Origin of the sequence: Exiguobacterium aurantiacum, assembly GCF_024362205.1 — a bacterium.
Taxonomy (GTDB): domain Bacteria; phylum Bacillota; class Bacilli; order Exiguobacteriales; family Exiguobacteriaceae; genus Exiguobacterium; species Exiguobacterium aurantiacum_B.
Genome location: NZ_CP101462.1, coordinates 911134 through 930457, shown reverse-complemented (window position 1 = coordinate 930457; position 19324 = coordinate 911134). Strand labels below are relative to the sequence as shown.

At 54.0% G+C, this 19324-nt stretch carries 22 protein-coding genes and 1 tRNA gene; 3 read left to right on the top strand and 20 right to left on the bottom strand.

The window, feature by feature from the left end:
* Positions 1-4: 4 nt before the first annotated feature.
* The 5 genes from NMQ00_RS04890 to NMQ00_RS04870 all read right to left on the bottom strand — a co-directional run bounded on the left by NMQ00_RS04890 (position 5) and on the right by NMQ00_RS04870 (position 4897).
* Positions 5-1189: a phosphoglycerate kinase gene (locus tag NMQ00_RS04890; RefSeq protein WP_131437839.1), complete on the bottom strand. Its 1185-nt coding sequence runs from the start codon at positions 1187-1189 to the stop codon at positions 5-7.
* 98 nt (positions 1190-1287) lie between these two features.
* A complete protein-coding gene (gene gap, locus NMQ00_RS04885) occupies positions 1288-2295 on the bottom strand; it encodes a type I glyceraldehyde-3-phosphate dehydrogenase (protein WP_021065446.1) in 1008 nt (335 codons plus the stop codon).
* A 59-nt stretch (positions 2296-2354) separates the two neighbouring features.
* Positions 2355-3383 carry a sugar-binding transcriptional regulator gene (locus NMQ00_RS04880; protein ID WP_021065445.1) on the bottom strand — a complete coding sequence of 343 codons (1029 nt, stop codon included), beginning with the start codon at positions 3381-3383 and terminating at the stop codon, positions 2355-2357.
* A 109-nt stretch (positions 3384-3492) separates the two neighbouring features.
* Positions 3493-3750 (bottom strand): glutaredoxin family protein, encoded by a 258-nt coding sequence (locus tag NMQ00_RS04875; protein ID WP_255178185.1) that lies wholly within the window; start codon positions 3748-3750, stop codon positions 3493-3495.
* A gap of 1 nt (position 3751) precedes the next feature.
* Positions 3752-4897, bottom strand: coding sequence for an RNA polymerase factor sigma-54 (locus NMQ00_RS04870; protein WP_255178184.1), 1146 nt, complete (start codon positions 4895-4897; stop codon positions 3752-3754).
* 123 nt (positions 4898-5020) lie between these two features.
* On the opposite strand from NMQ00_RS04870, the gene NMQ00_RS04865 reads away from it, so the two are divergent.
* Positions 5021-5093: transfer RNA gene (locus tag NMQ00_RS04865), tRNA-Arg, on the top strand.
* Positions 5094-5244: 151 nt separating this feature from the next.
* Positions 5245-5820, top strand: a complete 576-nt coding sequence (gene clpP, locus NMQ00_RS04860; protein ID WP_024370422.1) for an ATP-dependent Clp endopeptidase proteolytic subunit ClpP — start codon at positions 5245-5247, stop codon at positions 5818-5820.
* A gap of 40 nt (positions 5821-5860) precedes the next feature.
* On the opposite strand, the gene NMQ00_RS04855 is transcribed toward clpP, so the two are convergent.
* The 13 genes from NMQ00_RS04855 to hprK all read right to left on the bottom strand — a co-directional run bounded on the left by NMQ00_RS04855 (position 5861) and on the right by hprK (position 16704).
* The gene (locus tag NMQ00_RS04855) at positions 5861-6556 is read right to left on the bottom strand and encodes a MerR family transcriptional regulator (protein ID WP_255178183.1); all 696 of its coding nucleotides are present in this window, start codon (positions 6554-6556) and stop codon (positions 5861-5863) included.
* Between the two features lie 57 nt (positions 6557-6613).
* On the bottom strand, positions 6614-7054 hold the full coding sequence (locus tag NMQ00_RS04850; RefSeq protein ID WP_255178182.1) for a hypothetical protein: 441 nt from the start codon (positions 7052-7054) through the stop codon (positions 6614-6616).
* 63 nt (positions 7055-7117) lie between these two features.
* Complete coding sequence (locus tag NMQ00_RS04845; RefSeq protein WP_255178181.1) at positions 7118-7633, bottom strand: DUF2179 domain-containing protein; 516 nt, start codon at positions 7631-7633, stop codon at positions 7118-7120.
* Between the two features lie 95 nt (positions 7634-7728).
* Positions 7729-7965: a hypothetical protein gene (locus NMQ00_RS04840; protein ID WP_021065439.1), complete on the bottom strand. Its 237-nt coding sequence runs from the start codon at positions 7963-7965 to the stop codon at positions 7729-7731.
* 87 nt (positions 7966-8052) lie between these two features.
* Positions 8053-9006, bottom strand: a complete 954-nt coding sequence (gene whiA, locus NMQ00_RS04835; protein WP_255178180.1) for a DNA-binding protein WhiA — start codon at positions 9004-9006, stop codon at positions 8053-8055.
* A 31-nt stretch (positions 9007-9037) separates the two neighbouring features.
* Positions 9038-10033: a gluconeogenesis factor YvcK family protein gene (locus NMQ00_RS04830; RefSeq protein ID WP_255178179.1), complete on the bottom strand. Its 996-nt coding sequence runs from the start codon at positions 10031-10033 to the stop codon at positions 9038-9040.
* A gap of 1 nt (position 10034) precedes the next feature.
* Positions 10035-10907, bottom strand: coding sequence for an RNase adapter RapZ (gene rapZ / locus NMQ00_RS04825; RefSeq protein WP_029595053.1), 873 nt, complete (start codon positions 10905-10907; stop codon positions 10035-10037).
* 125 nt (positions 10908-11032) lie between these two features.
* Entirely contained in the window at positions 11033-11986 is a 954-nt protein-coding gene (trxB, locus tag NMQ00_RS04820; protein WP_021065435.1) for a thioredoxin-disulfide reductase, read from the bottom strand.
* A 68-nt stretch (positions 11987-12054) separates the two neighbouring features.
* Positions 12055-13527: a tetratricopeptide repeat protein gene (locus tag NMQ00_RS04815; RefSeq protein WP_255178178.1), complete on the bottom strand. Its 1473-nt coding sequence runs from the start codon at positions 13525-13527 to the stop codon at positions 12055-12057.
* Between the two features lie 295 nt (positions 13528-13822).
* On the bottom strand, positions 13823-14305 hold the full coding sequence (locus NMQ00_RS04810) for an acyltransferase (RefSeq protein WP_255178177.1): 483 nt from the start codon (positions 14303-14305) through the stop codon (positions 13823-13825).
* Positions 14298-14948 carry a pyrophosphatase PpaX gene (gene ppaX, locus NMQ00_RS04805; RefSeq protein WP_255178176.1) on the bottom strand — a complete coding sequence of 217 codons (651 nt, stop codon included), beginning with the start codon at positions 14946-14948 and terminating at the stop codon, positions 14298-14300. The genes NMQ00_RS04810 and ppaX overlap by 8 nt, the downstream gene beginning before the upstream one ends.
* Positions 14948-15766 (bottom strand): prolipoprotein diacylglyceryl transferase, encoded by an 819-nt coding sequence (gene lgt / locus NMQ00_RS04800; protein WP_255178175.1) that lies wholly within the window; start codon positions 15764-15766, stop codon positions 14948-14950. The genes ppaX and lgt overlap by 1 nt, the downstream gene beginning before the upstream one ends.
* Positions 15766-16704 (bottom strand): HPr(Ser) kinase/phosphatase, encoded by a 939-nt coding sequence (hprK, locus tag NMQ00_RS04795; RefSeq protein WP_255178174.1) that lies wholly within the window; start codon positions 16702-16704, stop codon positions 15766-15768. The genes lgt and hprK overlap by 1 nt, the downstream gene beginning before the upstream one ends.
* Positions 16705-16856: 152 nt before the next feature.
* Here hprK and NMQ00_RS04790 point away from each other — a divergent pair, with 152 nt between their 5' ends.
* Positions 16857-17213 carry a hypothetical protein gene (locus NMQ00_RS04790; RefSeq protein ID WP_255178173.1) on the top strand — a complete coding sequence of 119 codons (357 nt, stop codon included), beginning with the start codon at positions 16857-16859 and terminating at the stop codon, positions 17211-17213.
* A 70-nt stretch (positions 17214-17283) separates the two neighbouring features.
* Here NMQ00_RS04790 and NMQ00_RS04785 read toward each other — a convergent pair.
* Together NMQ00_RS04785 and NMQ00_RS04780 are read right to left on the bottom strand one after the other, a co-directional pair.
* A protein-coding gene (locus tag NMQ00_RS04785; protein ID WP_255178172.1) for an IS3 family transposase occupies positions 17284-18854 on the bottom strand; the annotation gives its coding sequence in 2 pieces (ribosomal slippage) (positions 17284-18215 and positions 18215-18854; 1572 coding nt in all).
* A 94-nt stretch (positions 18855-18948) separates the two neighbouring features.
* A complete protein-coding gene (locus NMQ00_RS04780; protein ID WP_255178171.1) occupies positions 18949-19305 on the bottom strand; it encodes a hypothetical protein in 357 nt (118 codons plus the stop codon).
* Positions 19306-19324 lie beyond the last annotated feature (19 nt).

Genomic DNA, 19324 nt, shown 5'->3' with positions numbered 1-19324 from the left:
TGTTTTACTTGTCGTTCAACGCTTCGACGCCTGGAAGTTTCTTGCCTTCCATGAATTCGAGTGAAGCGCCGCCACCAGTCGAGATGTGGCTCATTTGGTCAGCAAGGCCGAACTTGGCTGCTGCCGCGGCTGAGTCACCACCACCGATGATTGAGTATGCGTCGCTGTCTGCGAGTGCTTGAGCGACACCTTTCGTTCCGTTAGCGTACTTATCGAGTTCGAATACGCCCATCGGTCCGTTCCAAACGACAAGTTTCGATTCGCGAATCGCTTCAGCGTAAATTTCGACTGTCTTCGGTCCGATATCAAGACCCATGTGATCCGCAGGGATCGAGTCGATATCGACTGGTCCGACGTATGTCTCTTCGCCGAATTCTTTCGCAATGACACAGTCGACCGGCATCAAGAACTTCACGCCTTTGTCTTCTGCTTTTTTCATGAACTGACGAGCGAGGTCGAGCTTGTCTTCTTCAAGGAGTGACGTCCCGACTTCGTGCCCGAGTGCTTTCGAGAACGTGTACGAGAGACCGCCACCGATGATGAGTGTGTCAACGATGTCAAGAAGGTGGTCGATGACCCCAATCTTGTCAGCAACTTTCGATCCGCCGATAATCGCCGTGAACGGACGGTCTGGATTCGAGAGTGCCTTCCCGAGGACTTCAAGTTCTTTCTCCATCAAGAGACCAGCTACCGCGTGGTCCACGTTTTGCGCGATACCTTCTGTTGAAGCGTGGGCACGGTGAGCCGCACCGAACGCGTCGTTGACGAAGATATCAGCGAGTGCCGCGAAACCTTTCGCGAGTTCTGGGTCGTTTTTCGTTTCACCAGGGTAGAAACGGACGTTCTCGAGAACGACGACGTCACCTTCACCAAGTTTTGAAACGGCTTCTTCTGCGACTGGACCGTACGCCTCTTCAACGAGGGGTACATCTTTGCCGAGAAGTTCAGCGAGACGTTTAGCGACCGGTGCGAGTGAGTACTCGAGGTTCTTCTCGCCTTTTGGACGGCCGAGGTGGCTCGCCAAAATGACTTTCGCGCCGCCGTCGATCAAGTGCTTGATCGTTGGAAGAGCCGCTTGGATCCGCGTTTCATCTTGAATGACGCGATCTTTGAGTGGAACGTTGAAGTCAACGCGGCAAAAGACGCGTTTCCCTTTTACATCGATGTCACGAATAGACTGTTTGTTCATAACCTTCGCCTCCATATGTCGTGCGTGTCAATTTCATAAATAGAGCGGAGAACAATCTCTTGTTTCCGCTCCTATTTGATTCTATTTAGTTCACGAACTTACTTCGCGATTTCAGCGAAGTGCTTGAGTGTGCGAACCAATTGTGCAGTGTAAGACATTTCGTTGTCGTACCAAGAAACTGTCTTAACGAGTTGCTTGTCGCCAACTGTCATTACTTTAGTTTGCGTAGCATCGAAGAGTGAACCGTAAGTGATTCCGACGATGTCAGAAGATACGATTTCGTCTTCAGTGTAACCGTAAGACTCGTTCGCTGCTGCTTTCATTGCTGCGTTGATTTCGTCAACAGATACAGTTTTCTCAAGAACTGTTACGAGCTCTGTGAGTGAACCTGTAGCAACTGGTACACGTTGTGCCGCACCGTCAAGTTTACCTTGAAGTTCTGGGATAACGAGGCCGATCGCTTTAGCCGCACCAGTTGTGTTCGGTACGATGTTTGCTGCTGCCGCACGTGCACGACGGAAGTCGCCTTTCGGGTGTGGAGCGTCAAGCGTGTTTTGGTCGCCTGTGTAAGCGTGGATCGTTGTCATGAGACCTTCGATGATTCCGAACTGGTCTTGGAGAACTTTCGCCATTGGCGCCAAGCAGTTTGTCGTACATGAAGCACCAGAGATAACTGTCTCTGTACCATCGAGGATGTCGTGGTTTGTGTTGTAAACGACAGTCTTCATGTCACCTGTAGCTGGAGCCGAGATGACAACTTTTTTAGCGCCAGCTTTCAAGTGAAGCTCCGCTTTTTCTTTGTCTGTGAAGAATCCAGTACATTCGAGTACGATGTCAACACCGAGCTCGCCCCATGGAAGTTCTTCTGGGTTACGGTTAGCAAGTGTGATGACTTTCTCGCCGTTTACGAGGAAGTGATCGTCGTGTACTTCAACGTCTCCGTCGAAACGACCTTGAGTCGTGTCGTACTTGAGAAGGTGAGCAAGCATCTTCGTGTCAGTCAAGTCGTTGATTGCAACAACTTCGATTCCTTCGTTTTTGATGATCTCGCGGAATGCCAAACGACCAATACGTCCAAATCCGTTAATACCAACTTTTACTGCCATAGTTAATTTCCTCCTTAGGGTAGAAGCTATTTATTGAAGAGCCAACGGGGGTCAACTCTTTAATAACGAGTTAATAATTCTGTCGCCGCACCTTCGTCTGTGACGAGGATGATGTTCGGCGTGTGTTTCGCATATGCGGCGATCGCCTGTGCCTTTGATTTCCCTCCGGCGACAGCGATGACGGTGTCCATGTCGTCGAGTTCCTCTAATTGGATCCCGACCGTCTTGACCCGATGCACGATTTCACCTTCAGCGTTGAAGTAATATCCGAACGCCTCGGCGACGGCATCGTGCCGTTCGATCATCCGCAAATGCTCCGGTGACGCGTGACGACGTTTCGCCATCGTTTCCGCCTCACCAATTCCATGTACCACTATTCGCGCCGCTCTAATCATTTCCAGGACATTTTTTATGCTAGGTTCCTCCACCATCCGCTCGAACGTCTCTTGCGAAACCTCGTCCGGAATGTGGAGTAAATGATAGTCGGCATGGGCTCGGTCGGCCATTCGAGAGCAGACGGTGTTCGCCTGTAACTCAAGCGTCTCTCCGAGTCCGCCGCGTGCCGGCACGAAATGCATCGGCCGTTCTTTTTTATCGGGCGACATCATGGCCGCAACCGATGCCATCGTCGTCCCGCCTGTGACCGCGATGATATTGTCGTCCGGTGCCAGTCGCGCTTTCAGTTGCGTGACGGCGGCCCGACCGATATCTCGCTGGACCCAGAACGTCTCGTCGGAATCACCCGGTACGATGACGACTTGGCGAACGCCTAGTTTGCGCTCGAGTTCTCGTGCGACTTCCGAGATGCCTAGGATTTCTCCCATCACCTCATGCAAGTCCCGGAGAACGTTTCGGCCCGATTCCGTAAGGGAAATACCTTGAGTAGCGACCATCAACAGACCTTGGTCTTTCAAAAAGTCGACTTCTCGTCTTAGGATTCGTTCCGTCAGCCCGAGGCTTGTGGCCAATGTCCGGCGGCCAATCGGCTGCATCAATCGGACATAATGTAAGATGTCGTAACGATGTCGGAGCGTATCGAGCATGTCGGGAACGATTTGCTTCTGAACTTGAATCAGTTGCTGGATCATGCTCATTCCCCCTCGACTTAAAGCGTGGACAATTTTTGTCCCACTTTTATATTTGCGTCCCACCGCTACGACTTCATCTTATCAATGACCTTTCCGTCTTGCAACCCCTTCAAACGTTTTTTTTCGATGTAAGCGTATACTTAACAAAATCTTCAACTTTACTGTCATCGTATCGCCCTTGACTAATGACGCGCCCCTCGTGTAAGACGACGGGGATCTCAAACAAGTATTTCGCCTCGAGTTCTTCGTTGCCCGTGATGTCGATCTGTTCGAGCTCGAACGGATAGTCTTCCATGAGCCATTCGAGCATGACGAGCGCCTCCTCGCAGAGCGAGCAGTTGTCGCGGCGGTATAACGTCAGGACCATGTCAGTCCCCTCCTTTCCAATATTGTCGTTCCCGCTCCCGCGAGTTTCCAAAACCGAGCGCTTCCCGATAGTTCGCCACGGTCCGTCTCGTCACCGTATAGCCGAGCCGTGCCAACTCCCGTGTGAGCGCGGCATCGCTCAAAGGCGACGTCTCTTGTTGAATCAGTTCGGCGAGCGCCTTTTTCACCATGAACGGCGATTGCCCATGCTCCGTCGACCGGACGAAAAAATGCCGCCACGCCATGACACCGCCCTCGGTCGCCACATACTTGCCTTGAATCGCCCGTCCGACGGTCGACTCGTGCTTGCCGATCCGCTCGGCGACTTCTTTCCGCGTCAACGGATGCAAGACGAGTTTGCCGTCGAGCCAGTCCTGCTGACGTTCGGCGATGAGCTCCCATACCGACCGGAGCGTCGCGTTCCGCATCTCGAGCGTCTCGTGCCACCACTTCGCCTCGCGGTCGTCCCCGATTCGAGCCGCATCGATCGTCGGGCTGAACCACGTCGTCACGAGCCCGCCGTCCCGCCGGACGACTTCGAGTTCTGGAACGACATGTTCGGTTCCTTCATATAATAATGGTACTTTCGGCAACGTCGCCACGATGCGCGTCACCCGGTCGAACTCGGCAGCCGAGATACCGAGTCGAGTCGGGATGTCATCGGCGTTCGCGTCGAGCGCCTCGAACACATCCAGGACGAGTGGGTCGTCATGTTCGATCGCATGCCGATATTGGCAATCGCGTTCGTTCTTCGCCCCGATTCCCGTCGGCTCTAAAAATAAGAGCGCTTGGCGAGCTGCCTCAATGTCCGCCACGTCGACCCCGAAGCGATGACCAAGCACGAAGTCGCTCTCCGGTAGTAAGCCGCGATGATCGAGCGCCATGACGAGTTGCTTTTGAAGCTGTTTTTGGGCCTCGGTCCCGCTCCCTTCATCGATTTGCACGAACAACCGATCCTCGAACCCGCTCGCCGTGTCGGCCACCCAGTCGACCGCACCTTTCCCCGTGGCGATACATGGGTTGCGTCGCGACAACCGGCCGAGTTGAAACGCGATCGCGGTCCGGTCCGCCTCGAGAATCGGCAACCGTCGGACCATGTCCTGGGTCAGCTGTTGCTTTTGAAGTTGTTGCTGTTCTTGCCGTTGCATCGGTCACACCCCTCTCGCTTCCTATTGTATCGAACAGCCGGAAATCGCGCTCAAAAAAAAGTGATAGGAACAGGATTGCTTTTTTAAAAAAACAAATGTATAATAAATCGTGTCAGAGAACATGCACCCGTAGCTCAGGGGATAGAGCACTGGTTTCCGGTGCCAGGTGTCGGGAGTTCGAATCTCTCCGGGTGTATCAAAGAAAGAGGTCAGGCAGATGCCTGGCCTCTTTTGTCGTTTTAGAATCATCAAACCGTGGAATAGGTCAAAAACGATGACTATCGTTTGACCAACATTGACTATAGCGGTATGATATGTTTACAACCTACATAAAGGAGGCAGATTCAATGTTAATTCCAACAGTTATCGAACAAACAGGTCGCGGGGAACGCGCGTACGATATTTACTCACGCTTGCTCAAGGACCGCATCATCTTGCTCGGAAGTGCGATCGACGACAACGTCGCCAACTCGATCGTCGCCCAGCTTCTCTTCCTTGCAGCCGAGGACCCAGATAAGGACATCTCGCTTTACATCAACAGCCCGGGTGGTTCGATCACTTCCGGAATGGCGATTTATGACACGATGAACTTCATCAAGCCGAACGTGTCGACGATTTGTATCGGAATGGCCGCATCGATGGGTGCCTTCTTGCTCCAAGCCGGTGAAAAAGGCAAACGCTTCGCGCTTCCGAACGCGGAAATCATGATTCACCAACCGCTCGGCGGTACGCAAGGTCAAGCATCGGACATCAAGATCCATGCCGAACGCATCATCAAGATGCGCGAGAAGTTGAACCAAATCATGGCCGACAACACAGGCCAGCCGCTTGAAGTCATCGAGCGCGACACAGAGCGCGACTACTTCATGTCAGCTGACCAAGCGAAAGACTACGGTCTTATCGACAAAGTCATGACACGCTAATTCAAAAGCGCTTTTCCCAAATTCGGGAAAAGCGCTTCTTTTATTGCACAGGTAACCAAATCTCAATCAAATCGTCGGCTCCGTCTTGGCCGTGAATGTAGCGCTCAAAATCGAGTGCATCCCGCAACGTCACATCCGGCAACGCCAAAACTTGGTTATACGTCGTGGGGATGGCCGGGATTCCCCCTTCGACCGTGGCGACAAGATAACGTCCTGCCGACAGTTCGACTTGGCGTGAATCCCTTCCCTTCACCGGTTCGGTCATCCCTGCCAAATAGGCTTCTTCTTTCGCCAAACAGACGCCATACGATTCATCTGTCGTCAGTTCTGGCTGAAGTTTCTCCCAAACGAATGGGATTGTGGTGAGTTCGGATACATAACCGTTTACGATTTTCGGTCGGTCCCACATCTCATAACGAACTTTCATTGAATCTCCCCCTGTTTGCATCCATTTGATTTGTTGCTCGACTTGTCGCAACGCCTCGATTTCGCGTTGGACTTCATCAAGCCTGCTGTCGAGTAACTCGCTCACACTTCCTGCCGTCTGAATTTGTTCGAGCGAGATGCCCATTTGCCGCAGTAATTTGATTTCGTTCAGCCGTCTTATTTCTTCCATCCCGTATAACCGATACTGATTGTCTAATCGAGTCGGCTGGACGAGTCCTTTCGCTTCATACCATTTGATTGCTTTCGTGGACAACCCCGTCAGATGGACCACTTTTCCGATTTGAATCATTGGCGTCCCCCCTTCTCCTATATCGTAAAGCCGCCCGTAGCGGACAGGTCAACTCTTTTATTCTTCGACCTCGACCCCGAACACGTAACGGCTGTCCCCACGCGGCCACTCCCCACCCGTCTCGAACAGATAGACGCCCGGTTCGTCGGGGACGACCGGTTCAGACCACACGAGCTCCCCGTCGATGATTCGATGGAACGAGGCGTTCGCTGGTTCGGCATGGAACTCGACAGCGATCTCCGCGCCCGGCTCGACCGGTACGAGCTGCAAGTCGTTCGCTTCCGGCAACCCATGGTCTTCACATACCGCCTCGCCCCCATTGGACCAACAGAATGTCGACTGCTTCACTTCGGCCGTCACCGACCCGACCCGTACCGTCGGGAGCGGCGGTTTGATCGACGTCTCCGACTTCCAAAACGAGGTGGCGAACAGCGTGCCACCGACGAGCATCAATCCAATCACGACGATCCATAACCCTTTTCGTCTCAACTCGCTCATCTCCTTTGTATTTGGTATTCCCGTTCCACGAAAAAGACGACCCACTTTCGTGAGTCGTCCCGTTCATTTCGGGCGTCGGAGCCCTTTCATCATATAGCCGCCTTTAAAGTCGATCGGGTCGAATGCGACGAGGAACGCCTTCGGCTCATACTCCTCGACCATTTGCCGCAAATCTTTCATCCGTGTCCGCGCCGCCAACACGTCGAGACGATAGCGGATGCCGTCACGTCCTTGCCCTTGGTAGTGCGTCACGCCATAACCGCTGTCGCGCATCTTTTGGATGAGCTCGGCCGGAAACTCTTGCGTGTGCACTTGGATCATATTGTAGCCGATGGCAAGCTTACGCTCGACGTAACCGCCGACGAGAATCCCGAGCCCGAATCCGACCGCATAGACGACCATGCCGAGCGTCGTCAAATCTTGGAAGACGATACCGAGCGCGAAGATATAGATGAGCGTCTCAAGCGTCCCGAACAGACCTGCGATCATCGTTTTTCCTTTGACGAGCATGATGGTCCGAAGCGTCAGCACCGGTACGTAGACGAGTTGTAATACTAGGATGAGCAAGATTTGCCCCATAGGATCGACCTCCATTCGAATTCAATATAACCACTATTCCAAATTTCAAGGCCGGATGCAACCAAAAAAGGCTGACCGGAGTCAGCCTTTCGCAATTATTTGTCTAAGTTATCAACGCTCGTGAGCAGTTCATAATCTTTACGGATGACCTGATAGATGGCATTCGTGTCGCCCGACAATACTTCTTCCGCGCGCAATTGGTTGAGGAAGAGGCTTGTCGCGAACGTGACGAGGGCACTTTTCGGGATCCCGATTTGTTTCGCGCGCTCCGTGATGACCTGGTCTAAATCAGCGTCGATCGTGAGCGAAATTCTTTTCTTTGCATTCGACATAATCATGAAGCTCCTTTGAATTACATTTCTAAAGTCCTATACACAATTGCTAATTATATAGGAAGAATGGTTTTGGCGCAACCGGCGTCACGATGAGCTGATTTCCTCACCGTTGCGCACCTTGTCCGCAATCTGGTCAATCTTGCGGAGCCGGTGGTTGATCCCCGACTTCGAGATCGGTCCCGTTTCGAGCATCTCACCGAGTTCTTGGAGCGAGACGTCTTGGTGGGTGACCCGGAGCTCGGCAATTTCCCGGAGCTTGACCGGCAAGATCTCAAGCCCGACCGTGCGCTCGAGAAACTTGATGTTCTCGACTTGGCGCAGTGCCGCCCCGACGGTCTTGTTCAAGTTCGCCGTCTCACAGTTGACGAGCCGGTTGACCGAGTTACGCATGTCTTTGATGATGCGCGCATCCTCGAAGTCGAGCATGCCGCGCGTCGCCCCGATGAGCTTCAGGAAGTCCGAGATCTTCTCACTCTCTTTGATGTAGAGGATGTGCCCTTTCTTCCGTTCGAGCGTCTTCGCGTTCAAGCCGAAGCGGTTGGCGAGGTCACGGAGCGCCTGGTTGTGGTTCTCATACAGGCTGTACACCTCGAGGTGATACGACGACGTCTTCGGATGGTTGATCGACCCGCCGGCGAGGAACGACCCGCGTAAATACGCTCGGGCGAGGTTCTCGTCACGCGTCATCTCCGAGTTGAGCGTCCGAATCATCTCGTAGTTCTCCCCGAGGATCTCGAGGTCCTTCAACATCGTCTCGGCGCGTTGAGAGACGCGGACGATATAGACGTTGTTCTTCTTCAACCGCATTTTCTTCCGTACGAACAAATCGAGATGATGGTCGTACAGTCGCTTCATGAGGGAATAGATTCGGCGTGCGATGGCGGCGTTCTCGGTCGAGACGTCGAGCGTCATTCCCCGCCCTAAGGCGAGCGAGATGACCCCGTTCATCCGAACGAGCGCGGACAGTTCCGCTTTCGCCTCGGCATCGGTCACAACGAGTTGCGTCAGTTCTTTTTTGACGTCAGAGGCAAAGCTCATGCCAGTCCCCTCCTTTCTGTTCAATCACAACTTATTTCAGCTCGAGTTCTTGGAACGAGCGTGGTTTCTTGATGCGCAACACGCGTTGCATGACGAGTCCGGCGATGGCGTCCGAGTCGTGGCGGATGTAATCGCGGTTGTAGTCGACAATGTCACCGGCGAGCACGTTCGTGCCGTAGTTTCGGAGCTTCTTGCGATCGAACCGGACCTCTTCCGAGCCGTCCTCGAGATAACGCTCCAAATAGATGTCCTCGATCGGCTCGTTGTTGACGACGATCGTATCGACCGTCGACTTGCCGAGATACGCCTCGATCGATTTCAAATGTTTCATCGCGTCGTACCCTTTCGTCTCACCGGGCTGCGTCATGACGTTGCAGATATAGACGACCGGCTTTCCGGAGCGGACGATGGCGTCGCGCACTTCTGGGATCAACAAGTTCGGGATGATGCTCGTATACAGACTCCCTGGTCCGAGCACGATCAAATCCGCATCCTCGATCGCCTCGACGACACCGGCCGCCGGCTTGATGCCTTCTTCAAGCAAGAACAGGCGCTTGATTGGTTTCTCGACGAGCGGGATCTTCGATTCACCTTTGATGATCGTCCCGTCCTCGAACTCGGCCGCGAGCGTCATGAGCGTCTCCGTCACCGGGAGCACCTTGCCTTGGGCGTTCAACAGTTGCGACAAGACGTCGACCGCTTTGACGAACGAACCCTCACAGATGTGCGTTGCCGCCGTCAGCATCAGGTTGCCGAGCGAGTGCCCCTCGAGCCCGTAACCGCTGTCGAACCGGTATTGCAAAATCTTGTCCATGAGCGGCTCGACCTCGGACAAGGCGAGGATGACGTTCCGGATATCGCCCGGCGGCAACATGTGGAACTCGTCTCGAAGGCGTCCCGAGCTGCCCCCGTCGTCCCCGACCGTGACGATGGCCGTGATGTCGAGCGGATAATGCTTCAAACCACGGACGAGCGTCGACAGGCCCGTCCCGCCACCGATGGCCACCACTTTTCTATCGCGTCTCATCTCACTTCTCCTTCGTCGCATGCGCGAGGTCGCGATGGACGGTCTTGACGTTATAGCGCTCGGCGAAATGGGCCGACACTTTCTCGGCGAACGTGATCGAGCGGTGCTTCCCGCCCGTACAACCGAAGGCGACGACGACTTGCGTTTTCCCTTCGCGCTTGTACTGCGGCAACAGGAATTCGAGCATGTCGATCAGTTTCTTATAGAACGCCCGCGCCTCGGGGTGCGACATGACGTAATTCTGGACTTCTTCTGTCTGCCCGGTGAGCGGACGGAGCTCCGGGATATAGAACGGATTCGTGATGAAGCGCACATCGAACAACAAGTCGATGTCGAGCGGGACGCCATGCTTGAACCCGAACGACATGAAATTGACCGTGAACGGGATTCGTTCCTCGTTGAACTGGAGCAAGATGCGGTCTTTGAGCATCTGCGGTTTCAAGTCGCTCGTATCGTAGAGCGTATGGGCCCGGTCCCGGAACCCTTCGAGCAACGAACGCTCCATCCCGATGCCGACGAGCGGTGCGTCTTCCGGGGCGAGTGGATGCGACCGGCGCGTCTCCTTGTAGCGGCGCACGAGCACTTCGTCCCGTGTGTCGAGATAGAGCAAGTGCGGGTGCACGTTCTTCTGTTCCAAATCGTCGATAACGATGAACAGGCTGTCGATGAAGTCGCGCGTGCGCGTATCGATGGCGACGGCGATCTTCGGCCGGACCGAGCTGATGACATCGATCAATTGCGGCAAAAGTACCGGCGGCAAGTTATCGACGCAAAAATAGCCGAGGTCCTCAAAGCTGTTCATCGCGACCGATTTTCCGGCCCCGCTCATCCCGCTGATGATAATCAATTCTTCTAATCCTTTAAAGTCTTCCATGTCACTGACGCCCCCTTAAAATTGACAACCGAGCCGTGTGTGTAGCTCTCTTCTGTCTTTAGTATAACGAACGCCTGAAAAAAAGAGAAGGGATTGCGGTCGCCCGCAATCCCTTCTGTCTCGTGTCACGCGTTTTGTTCGTGCAACGCCTCGAGGAGTCCCTCGATATAGTGTTGCGCGTTTTGAGCGGCAATCGACCCGTCGTTCGTCGCGGTGACGACTTGACGGAGCGTCTTGTCGCGAACGTCTCCGGCTGCGAAGATCCCAGGGATTGTCGTCTCCATCGCTTCGTTCGTGACGATATAGCCTTGCTCGTTCGTGATGCCGAGGTCTTTGACGAAACCAGTGATCGGGTTCATGCCGATATAGATGAACACGCCGTCGATCTCATGGTCCGACTCGGTCCCGTCGACCGTGCTGACGAGACGCGCCCCACCGACTTTACCGTCCGCTTCCACGATCTCTTTGAGCGTGTGGTTCCAGATGAAGTCGATTTTCGGGTTGTCGAACGCCCGTTTTTGAAGAATCTTTTGCGCGCGAAGCTCGTCGCGACGGTGGACGATCGTGACTTTGTCAGCGAAGCGCGTCAAGAACACGCCTTCCTCGACAGCTGAGTCACCGCCACCGATGACGAACAAGTTCTTCCCTTTGAAGAACGCACCGTCACAGACCGCACAATACGATACACCGCGGCCGCCGAGCTCTTCTTCGCCCGGGACACCGATTTTCTTGTATTGCGCGCCTGAGGCGAGGATGATCGCCCGTGCTTTATAGTCGCGGTTGTGCGCGTGGACGACTTTGTATTCCGTCTCGTCCGAGATGCTTTGGACGTCGCCATAAGCGTACTCCGCCCCGAATGCTTTCGAGTGGTCGAACATTTTTTGAGACAAGTCTGGTCCGAGGATGCTGTCATAGCCTGGATAGTTTTCGATATCTTCCGTGTTCGCCATCTGTCCACCTGGGATGCCGCGTTCAATCATAAGTGTCGATAAGTTGGCACGCGACGCGTAAAGTGCCGCCGTCATTCCGGCTGGGCCGGCCCCGATGATAATGACGTCATAGATTTTTTCTTCTGTCATAGTGATTCCACCTCTGCATGAAATTGATTGACTTCAGTATAAGAAACCTAGGGAGGTATCGTCTATCTTTATGCTTGTTCGAGTGTCTGTTTGAACGAACGGATCGTCTCCGTGAGCGTCGCGACATCGATTCCGAACGCATCGGCGCAGTCGTCGAGGACGAGGGCGTCCCGTTTCGCATAGAACATCCAGACGAGGGCCGCGGCTGATGCCGTTGTGTCCTCGAACGATGCCCCGGCGAGGAGCAGGAGTGAGAACCGTTCATAGAAGTCGCCTTCGAGGCTCATCTGTTCCGCTTCCGTCACTTCCGTCTCGGCGAGCAGGAGCGCGTCATACGCTCGAGCGATGCGGGCGTCACCCGTGAACGGGGCCCCGCAAATCTCAGCGCGGCACTTCTCGGCGAAGGCGAGCACCGTCTCGTTGTCGGTGATTCCGTTCGTCAATGCGAGTGCCTCGAACGCCTCGTCGTCGGCGAGTTTCGAGATGATTCGGATGATTTCAATCCGGGCCGCATCTTCTTCTTGACGCAACCCTTGAACGAGCGCCGAACGGAACTCAAGGTTATCGCGAATGTCATACGGGCTCGCTTCTTCGAATTGTTTCAACTCGTCACTGTTCAAATAGGTGGCCGCTTCTTCAAGACGCCCGGTCTTGTAGGCGGACACGCTGAGCCAATGCCCGAACAGTGAGTCCCCACGGAATCCGCGATCTTTCAAGAGGCGGAGTTCTTCGTACGCGCGGTCGTATTGACCGACGAGCGCGAGCGTCGTGGCGAGTTTGTAGCGTAAGTCGAACTGGAGCGGACGGACACGTGTCAGCGGGACCGACAGTTGGAGCGCCGCTTCCGATTGCCCGGCTTCATGCAACAACAGAATCGTGTTCAAGAGCGCATGCAAATTGCCCGGGTTTTCGTCGAGCACGTACTCGAGCGTCTCGAACGCCGCTTCATCGTTGCCGAGATAGAAATTGACGACGGCCAAGTTGTTGTACGCCGGCCAAAAGCGCGGATAACGATCGATCAACCGTTCGAGCGTCGACTTGGCGGCGAACAGGCGGCCTTTGTCGATATGCTGCTGGGCTTCGGTGTGCCACGTGATCAACTCATCTTCGTCTTCATCTTCGAGCTCTTGCTCGAGTTCAATCAGTTCTAATAGCGATTGGACCGAGTCCGCGTAGCGTCCGTGCGCCTCGACTTCGAGGTAACGTTTCGCATACATCGCCGCTTCTTCATATAAAGAGATATAAGCGCAGTTGCTCGCAAGGTGATACAAAGCCTCGGTTGACGTCTCATCGAGTTCTAGCACCCGTTTCCACACGTCATTGGCGTGGTAGATCTCCCCTACTTCAAATAACAGTTCAGCGTACTGTTTGTGATAGTCGACGCGGTGGGCTGCAGCGGCAGTGGCTTCAGCCATGAAAAAAGTCGCTTCATCTAGGCGACCTTCACGTAACGCACGACGACCTCTATAGTAGTGGAGCTCCGCGGCGAGCGGAGATTCTGGTTCGGGTAGCGTCATTACTGCTTCATAGTTCGCTTCCATATTCTAAATCCTCCACATCATCTCTAAATCTTTTTTTAGTTGCAGGGTTAAGAATACCGCACTCAATCAGTGAGGGCAACTGAAAAACTTAAAAAAAATCGGGACTATATTCCTTCTATAATGAATATATTTTGCTAGGTCGTTTAAATGCTTTTTGACAAAAATATGGAGGTTTCATGTTAGCGCCCGTAGACACAAAAAAGCGGCATCCCCTTTAAAAAAAGTGATACCGCCCTAGTATTTTTATGAGGCCATACATGTCTTGACCTCAAAATGATTTCGTACTAAATTGTGTCTATTTCGTGTCGATGGTATGGAGCTTTGCCCCAACGACGCGCTCTCCAGGCCGGACGTCGCGATGGACGACGGCCCCGGCACCGATGACGGCACGGTCGCCAATCGTGACGCCCGGAAGAATCGTCACGTTCGCCCCGATCAACACCTCGTCCCCGATGTGGACATCGCCGATCCGATACTCGTCGACGAGGTACTCGTGACAGAGGATCGTCGAGTTGAACCCGATGACCGTGTTGCGGCCGATCGAGATCCGCTCCGGGAACATGACGTCTGGCGTCACCATGAGGGCGAGCGCGCTATACTCCCCGATCTTCATGCCGAGAAACGTCTGGTACAACCAGCGCTTCGCTTTGACGGACGGGAAGTAACGGCCAATCAAGACGACGGTCGTGTTCTTGAAGACGCGCAGGAAACGAATCGTCCGATACATTTGCCAGAGCGGGTTCGGCCCGTCGAGACGGAACCGTTCCGTCTTACGCATGGACGGTGACCTCGTCGAGCCACGCCTCGAAATGTTCCATCGAGTCGATGATGACATCAGGTTCGAGCGCTTCTAGGAAAGCGCGGCCTTTGAGGGCCCAACCGACGGCGACCGTCTTCGTCCCGGCGTTTTTGCCGCTGAAGATGTCCGTGTCGTTATCGCCGACCATGACGGCGCGGTCCGCCGTCGACCCGAGCGCACGGAGCGCCCGTTCGACCGGTTCGGCGTGAGGTTTCTCATATACCACATCGTCGGCCGTGACGACGACGTCGAACAAGTGGTCGATGTTGAACAGACGTAAACCTCGCTCGACGACCGGACGGCCTTTCGAGGTGACGACTCCCATTTTGTAGCCTTTGGCGTGGAGACGGTACAACCCCTCGATCACACCCGGGTACTCGGCGACGAGCTGGTCGTGCATCGCGATGTTGAAACTGCGATAGAACGCCTGCATCTCTTTCCATTCCGGCTCATTGAGCGCCTTGAACGACTTCTCGAGCGTCGGTCCGATGAACGGGAAGATGTCTTCATCGCGATACGTCTCGTCCGGGAAGTAATACCCGAGCGTGTGACGGAAGCTTGCGATGATGAGCGGGTTCGTATCGAGCAACGTGCCATCCAAATCAAATAGAAGTGTATCCATCAATCAAACAATCCTTTCTCTGAGGGGTCGTCGTATCGTTTCGCTTTGCGGCGGACGATCATCATGACGACACCGAACACGATCATCGCGATCGAGACGAGCTGTGCCGTCCGGAGATCCCCGGCCATGAGGCTATCCGTGCGGAGCCCTTCGATATAGAAACGCCCGATTGAATACCAGACGAGATACGACAAGAAGATATAGCCGCGCGGCGGGTTACCGACCATGCGCCAGACGACGAGCAAGATGACGCCAATGATGTTCCAGACGCTCTCGAACAAGAAGGTCGGCAAGTAATAGGCGCCGTCGATATACATCTGATTGACGATCCAGTCCGGGAGGAAAAGCGTCTCTTTCAAGAAACGGCTCGTCGTCTCGGCACCGTGCGCCTCTTGGTTCATGAAGTTGCCCCAACGTCCGACCGCTTGTCCGAGCAAGAGCGACGGCGCGAGGATATCGGTGATCTTCCAAAACGACATCGACTTGCGCATGCAATAGATGACGACGACGAGGAGCGCTCCGAAGATGGCCCCGTGAATCGCGATCCCGCCTTGGCGGATGTCGATGATTTGTCCGAGGTTCTCGCTATAGTAGTCCCATTGGAAGATGACGTAATAAATCCGGGCGAAGACGATACTGATCGGGATCGACCAGATGATGACGTCGACGACCCGTTCTGAATCGTAATTGAGTCGTTTCGCCTCGAACAAGGCGAGGATGAGGCCGAGCATCGCACCGAAGGCGATGATCATGCCGTACCAATAGATCGGGAGCGACCCGATTTCAAACGCGACGCGGTCAAATGTCGGCTCTACCATTATTCCATGTCCCCTTCGTTGTCATGGATGGCGTTCGCGAGCCGTTCCGCGAACTCTTCGGCCGTGTTGATGCCCATGTTCTGTAAGCGATAGTTCATCGCCGCGACTTCGACGATGACGGCCAAGTTGCGTCCCGGACGGACCGGGATCGTGAGCAACGGCACTTCGCTGTCGATGATTTTCATCGTGTTATGGTCGAGCCCGACGCGGTCATACACTTTGCCCGCATCCCAGTTCTCGAGGTTGATGATCAAGCTGATCTTCTTGTGTGAGCGCACGGCGCCGGCGCCGAACAACGTCATCACGTCGATGATGCCGATCCCGCGAATCTCGAGCAAGTGACGAATCAGTTTCGGTGCCGAACCGACGAGCAGCTGGTCCCCGGTCTGACGAATCTCGACCGAGTCATCGGCGACGAGGCGATGGCCCCGTTTGACGAGTTCGAGTGCGGTCTCGGATTTACCGACGCCGCTCTGACCTTTGATGAGCACCCCGACGCCATAGATGTCGACGAGTACGCCGTGCATCGCCGTCATCGGCGCGAGTTCCATCTCGAGGAAGTTCGTGATTTGTGACTCAATCGATGTCGTCACCGCGTTCGTCCGCATGAGCGGGACGTTCGCCGCCTCGGCTTCTTCTTCGATCTCTTTCGGGATGTCGAAGCCGCGCGTGATGAGGATGCCCGGTGTCAATTCCGTGCATAAAATCTTCGCCCGATCGCGGCGGCTCTCTTCCGACAAGCTCGCATAGAATGTGAGCTCGGTCTTTCCGAGCACTTGCAGACGATTTTTCGCATAGTGGGTATAGTAGCCGGCAAGGACGAGTCCCGGTCGACTGAGGTCCGGTGTGGCGACGGGACGATGAAGTCCCTCTTCCCCGGCGATGACTTGAAGTTTGAAGCGCTCAACGAGTTGAGCCGTGCGTACGATATTTTGCATGAGTATCTGCCCCTTTCACGCTCATTATTGTATCATAGCTCTACTTGAGAAGCGTCAACGAAAGTGAGCTGAAACGTGTCGAAAAAAAGAGATGAAACTAATTCGTGGTGATTGCGTAGAACGGGTATAGACGATTAGGGAGGTGAAATGAAATGAATTCACTATTTTGGATTGCCATTGTCTTTATTTTTATCGTCGGGATCGCGGCGCTCGTTTACTTGGTCAAGTCACTCTTTGACATGTGGCGCGAGTATGCGGCGACAAAAAACGAGACGGTCTTGCTCTTGTTCATCTTGAACATTGTCGGCTTGTTCTTGTCCGGGTCGCTCTTGTCGATGATCGTCGCCATCATCTTCTATTGGAACCGGTCGAAGAAGATGCGTTACCTCGGTATTTTCTTGCTCATCGCCGGACCGGTCCTATTCATCCTGTTCATCATCGGTTCATTCACGTTGTATGACGGTCAAATGATGGATTGGGAACAGATGGAGTATGAGATGAATCTTTAAGCATGACAAAACCCGAAGGCAATCTGAAGTGCTCCCTGTCAAGTAGACAGGACAAATAATGAAAACCAGCCTAGGCGGCTTGAGACCTGTATTCGACAGGGCTCAAGCCGTTTAGTCGTTTCTGGAAACGATCGTGGTTGTAGAACGATATGTAGGTCTCGATGGCCCTCGTGAGTTCGCTATAGGCCTGGAACTCACGCAAGTAGTACATCTCCACTTTCAAGGTGCCCCAAAAGCTCTCGATCGGGGCGTTGTCGATGCAACGCCCGACCCGGGACATGCTGCGGGTCATTCCCGCGTCTTCTACCATCCGTTTGAACCCTCTTGAGGTATATTGGAACCCTCGGTCGCTATGGATCATCGGACGTGCTCCTGTACGGAGCCCCGCGATGGCTGGCATCATCGTCTGGAAGACGAGCCCGTTGTTGTTGGACCTTCCGATGCGGTAGGCGACGATCGAGCCGTCATACAGGTCGATGATCGCGCTCAGATACGCCTTCTTCCCGGTCCCATACTTGAACTCGGTGACGTCGGTGCACCATTTCTCGTCCGGGCGGGACGCACTGAATTCTCGGTTCATCAGGTTTTCGGCCACATGTTGCGGCGTTGACTTCTTATGTCTCTTCCGCTTCCGGCGGATGACCGATTGGATCCCATGGCTATGCATCAAGCGATAGATTCGCTTTTCATTGAATGGGGACAGGCTCTGTTGCCGGCGCAGCCGATTGATTGTCATCGTGATCCGACGGTACCCGTATGTGCCGTTCGCCTGGTCATAGAGTAGACGAATGTCCTCCAGAAGCTTCTCGTTCTCTTCTTGACGCACCGGTATGGTGCGGTTCAACCATTTGTAATAGGCCGCCCGTGAGATGCCGGCGACTCGACAGAGGAGGACGACCGAGATGGCCTCCTCTTCGTATAATTCTTTGATGGCGATATATCGTTGCTGTAGCCGTACCTGGCTGATCACGACCTCCTCTCGATCTCCTCTAACTTTTTTAGGAACAGGTTGTCCGCACGAAGAAGTTCGTTCTCAAGCTCCATTTGCCGGATCCGGCGTTTCAGCTTCTCCTCTTCACTTAGTTCGTCCTCTGGCTTCGTACGCCCACGGCGGTCCAGGAGCGCTTCTGCCCCGTCCGTGTCATACTTCTTGACCCAGCCATAGATTTGCCCATAAGACACCTGATATTGTTCCGCGGTCTGTTGGTAGTTGCGTCCATTCTCCAAACAGTATTTCACGATCTCGAAGCGCTCTTCGAATGTAGTTTTTCTTCCTTTTGTCATAGCTCGATTCATCCCTTTTCTCGAATCTGTTAACTCGCTATGACTAGTATACTTCTTAATCCATTTTCGAAGAACAGATCCATCACTGATTTGATGGTTGGAGAGGACTTCCACCGTGGTGGCCCCATCGAGATAGTCACGGACGGCGGCAATCTTTTGTTCCTTGGTGTAATGTCTCCAGGTCCTCGATTCCTTCAACGCGTCGATCCCGCCGGTATCGAATTTCACTTTCCACACCCGGAGGGTATTCTCAGAGACGTTATGCGCTTCCATGATTTCCTTCCACGTATAGGTTTCTTCTTCCATCATGCGCAGCGCAGCCAGTTTTTGTTCGATCGAATGCCGACTTCTCGCCATAAAAAAACACTCCCCAATCAGATAAACAGATTTGTTATTTCATCTGTCTACCTATTGGGGAGCATATCAATCGCCTCCGGGTTTTTCAATGGATTCATTCAGCCGGCAAGTAACCGACCACGGTATTCGTTTCCGGCGCGATCAAAATCGTCGGGACGCCAACGCTGCTGTTCGGGTCCACTTCGAATGAGACGGCGAGCGCCTCGGTCCCTGCATACGCATCGTCTAACAATTCATAATCGTCATCGACTGTGACACGCTGTACCTCGGCAGTTGCTCCCGCATCGATTGCGGGTTCCTGCCAATTTCGCGCGGTCACATACGCCCAGGCGATGGTAATCGCTTCGTCGTCATCCGGCTCGTTGTTGACGACCCGTTGCTCCTCGTCACACCCACCGAGCAATAGCGCCGCGACCATCATCCATCCGTACGCTGACACAAATCGCCTCATCCCATTCCTCCTCGTCTGT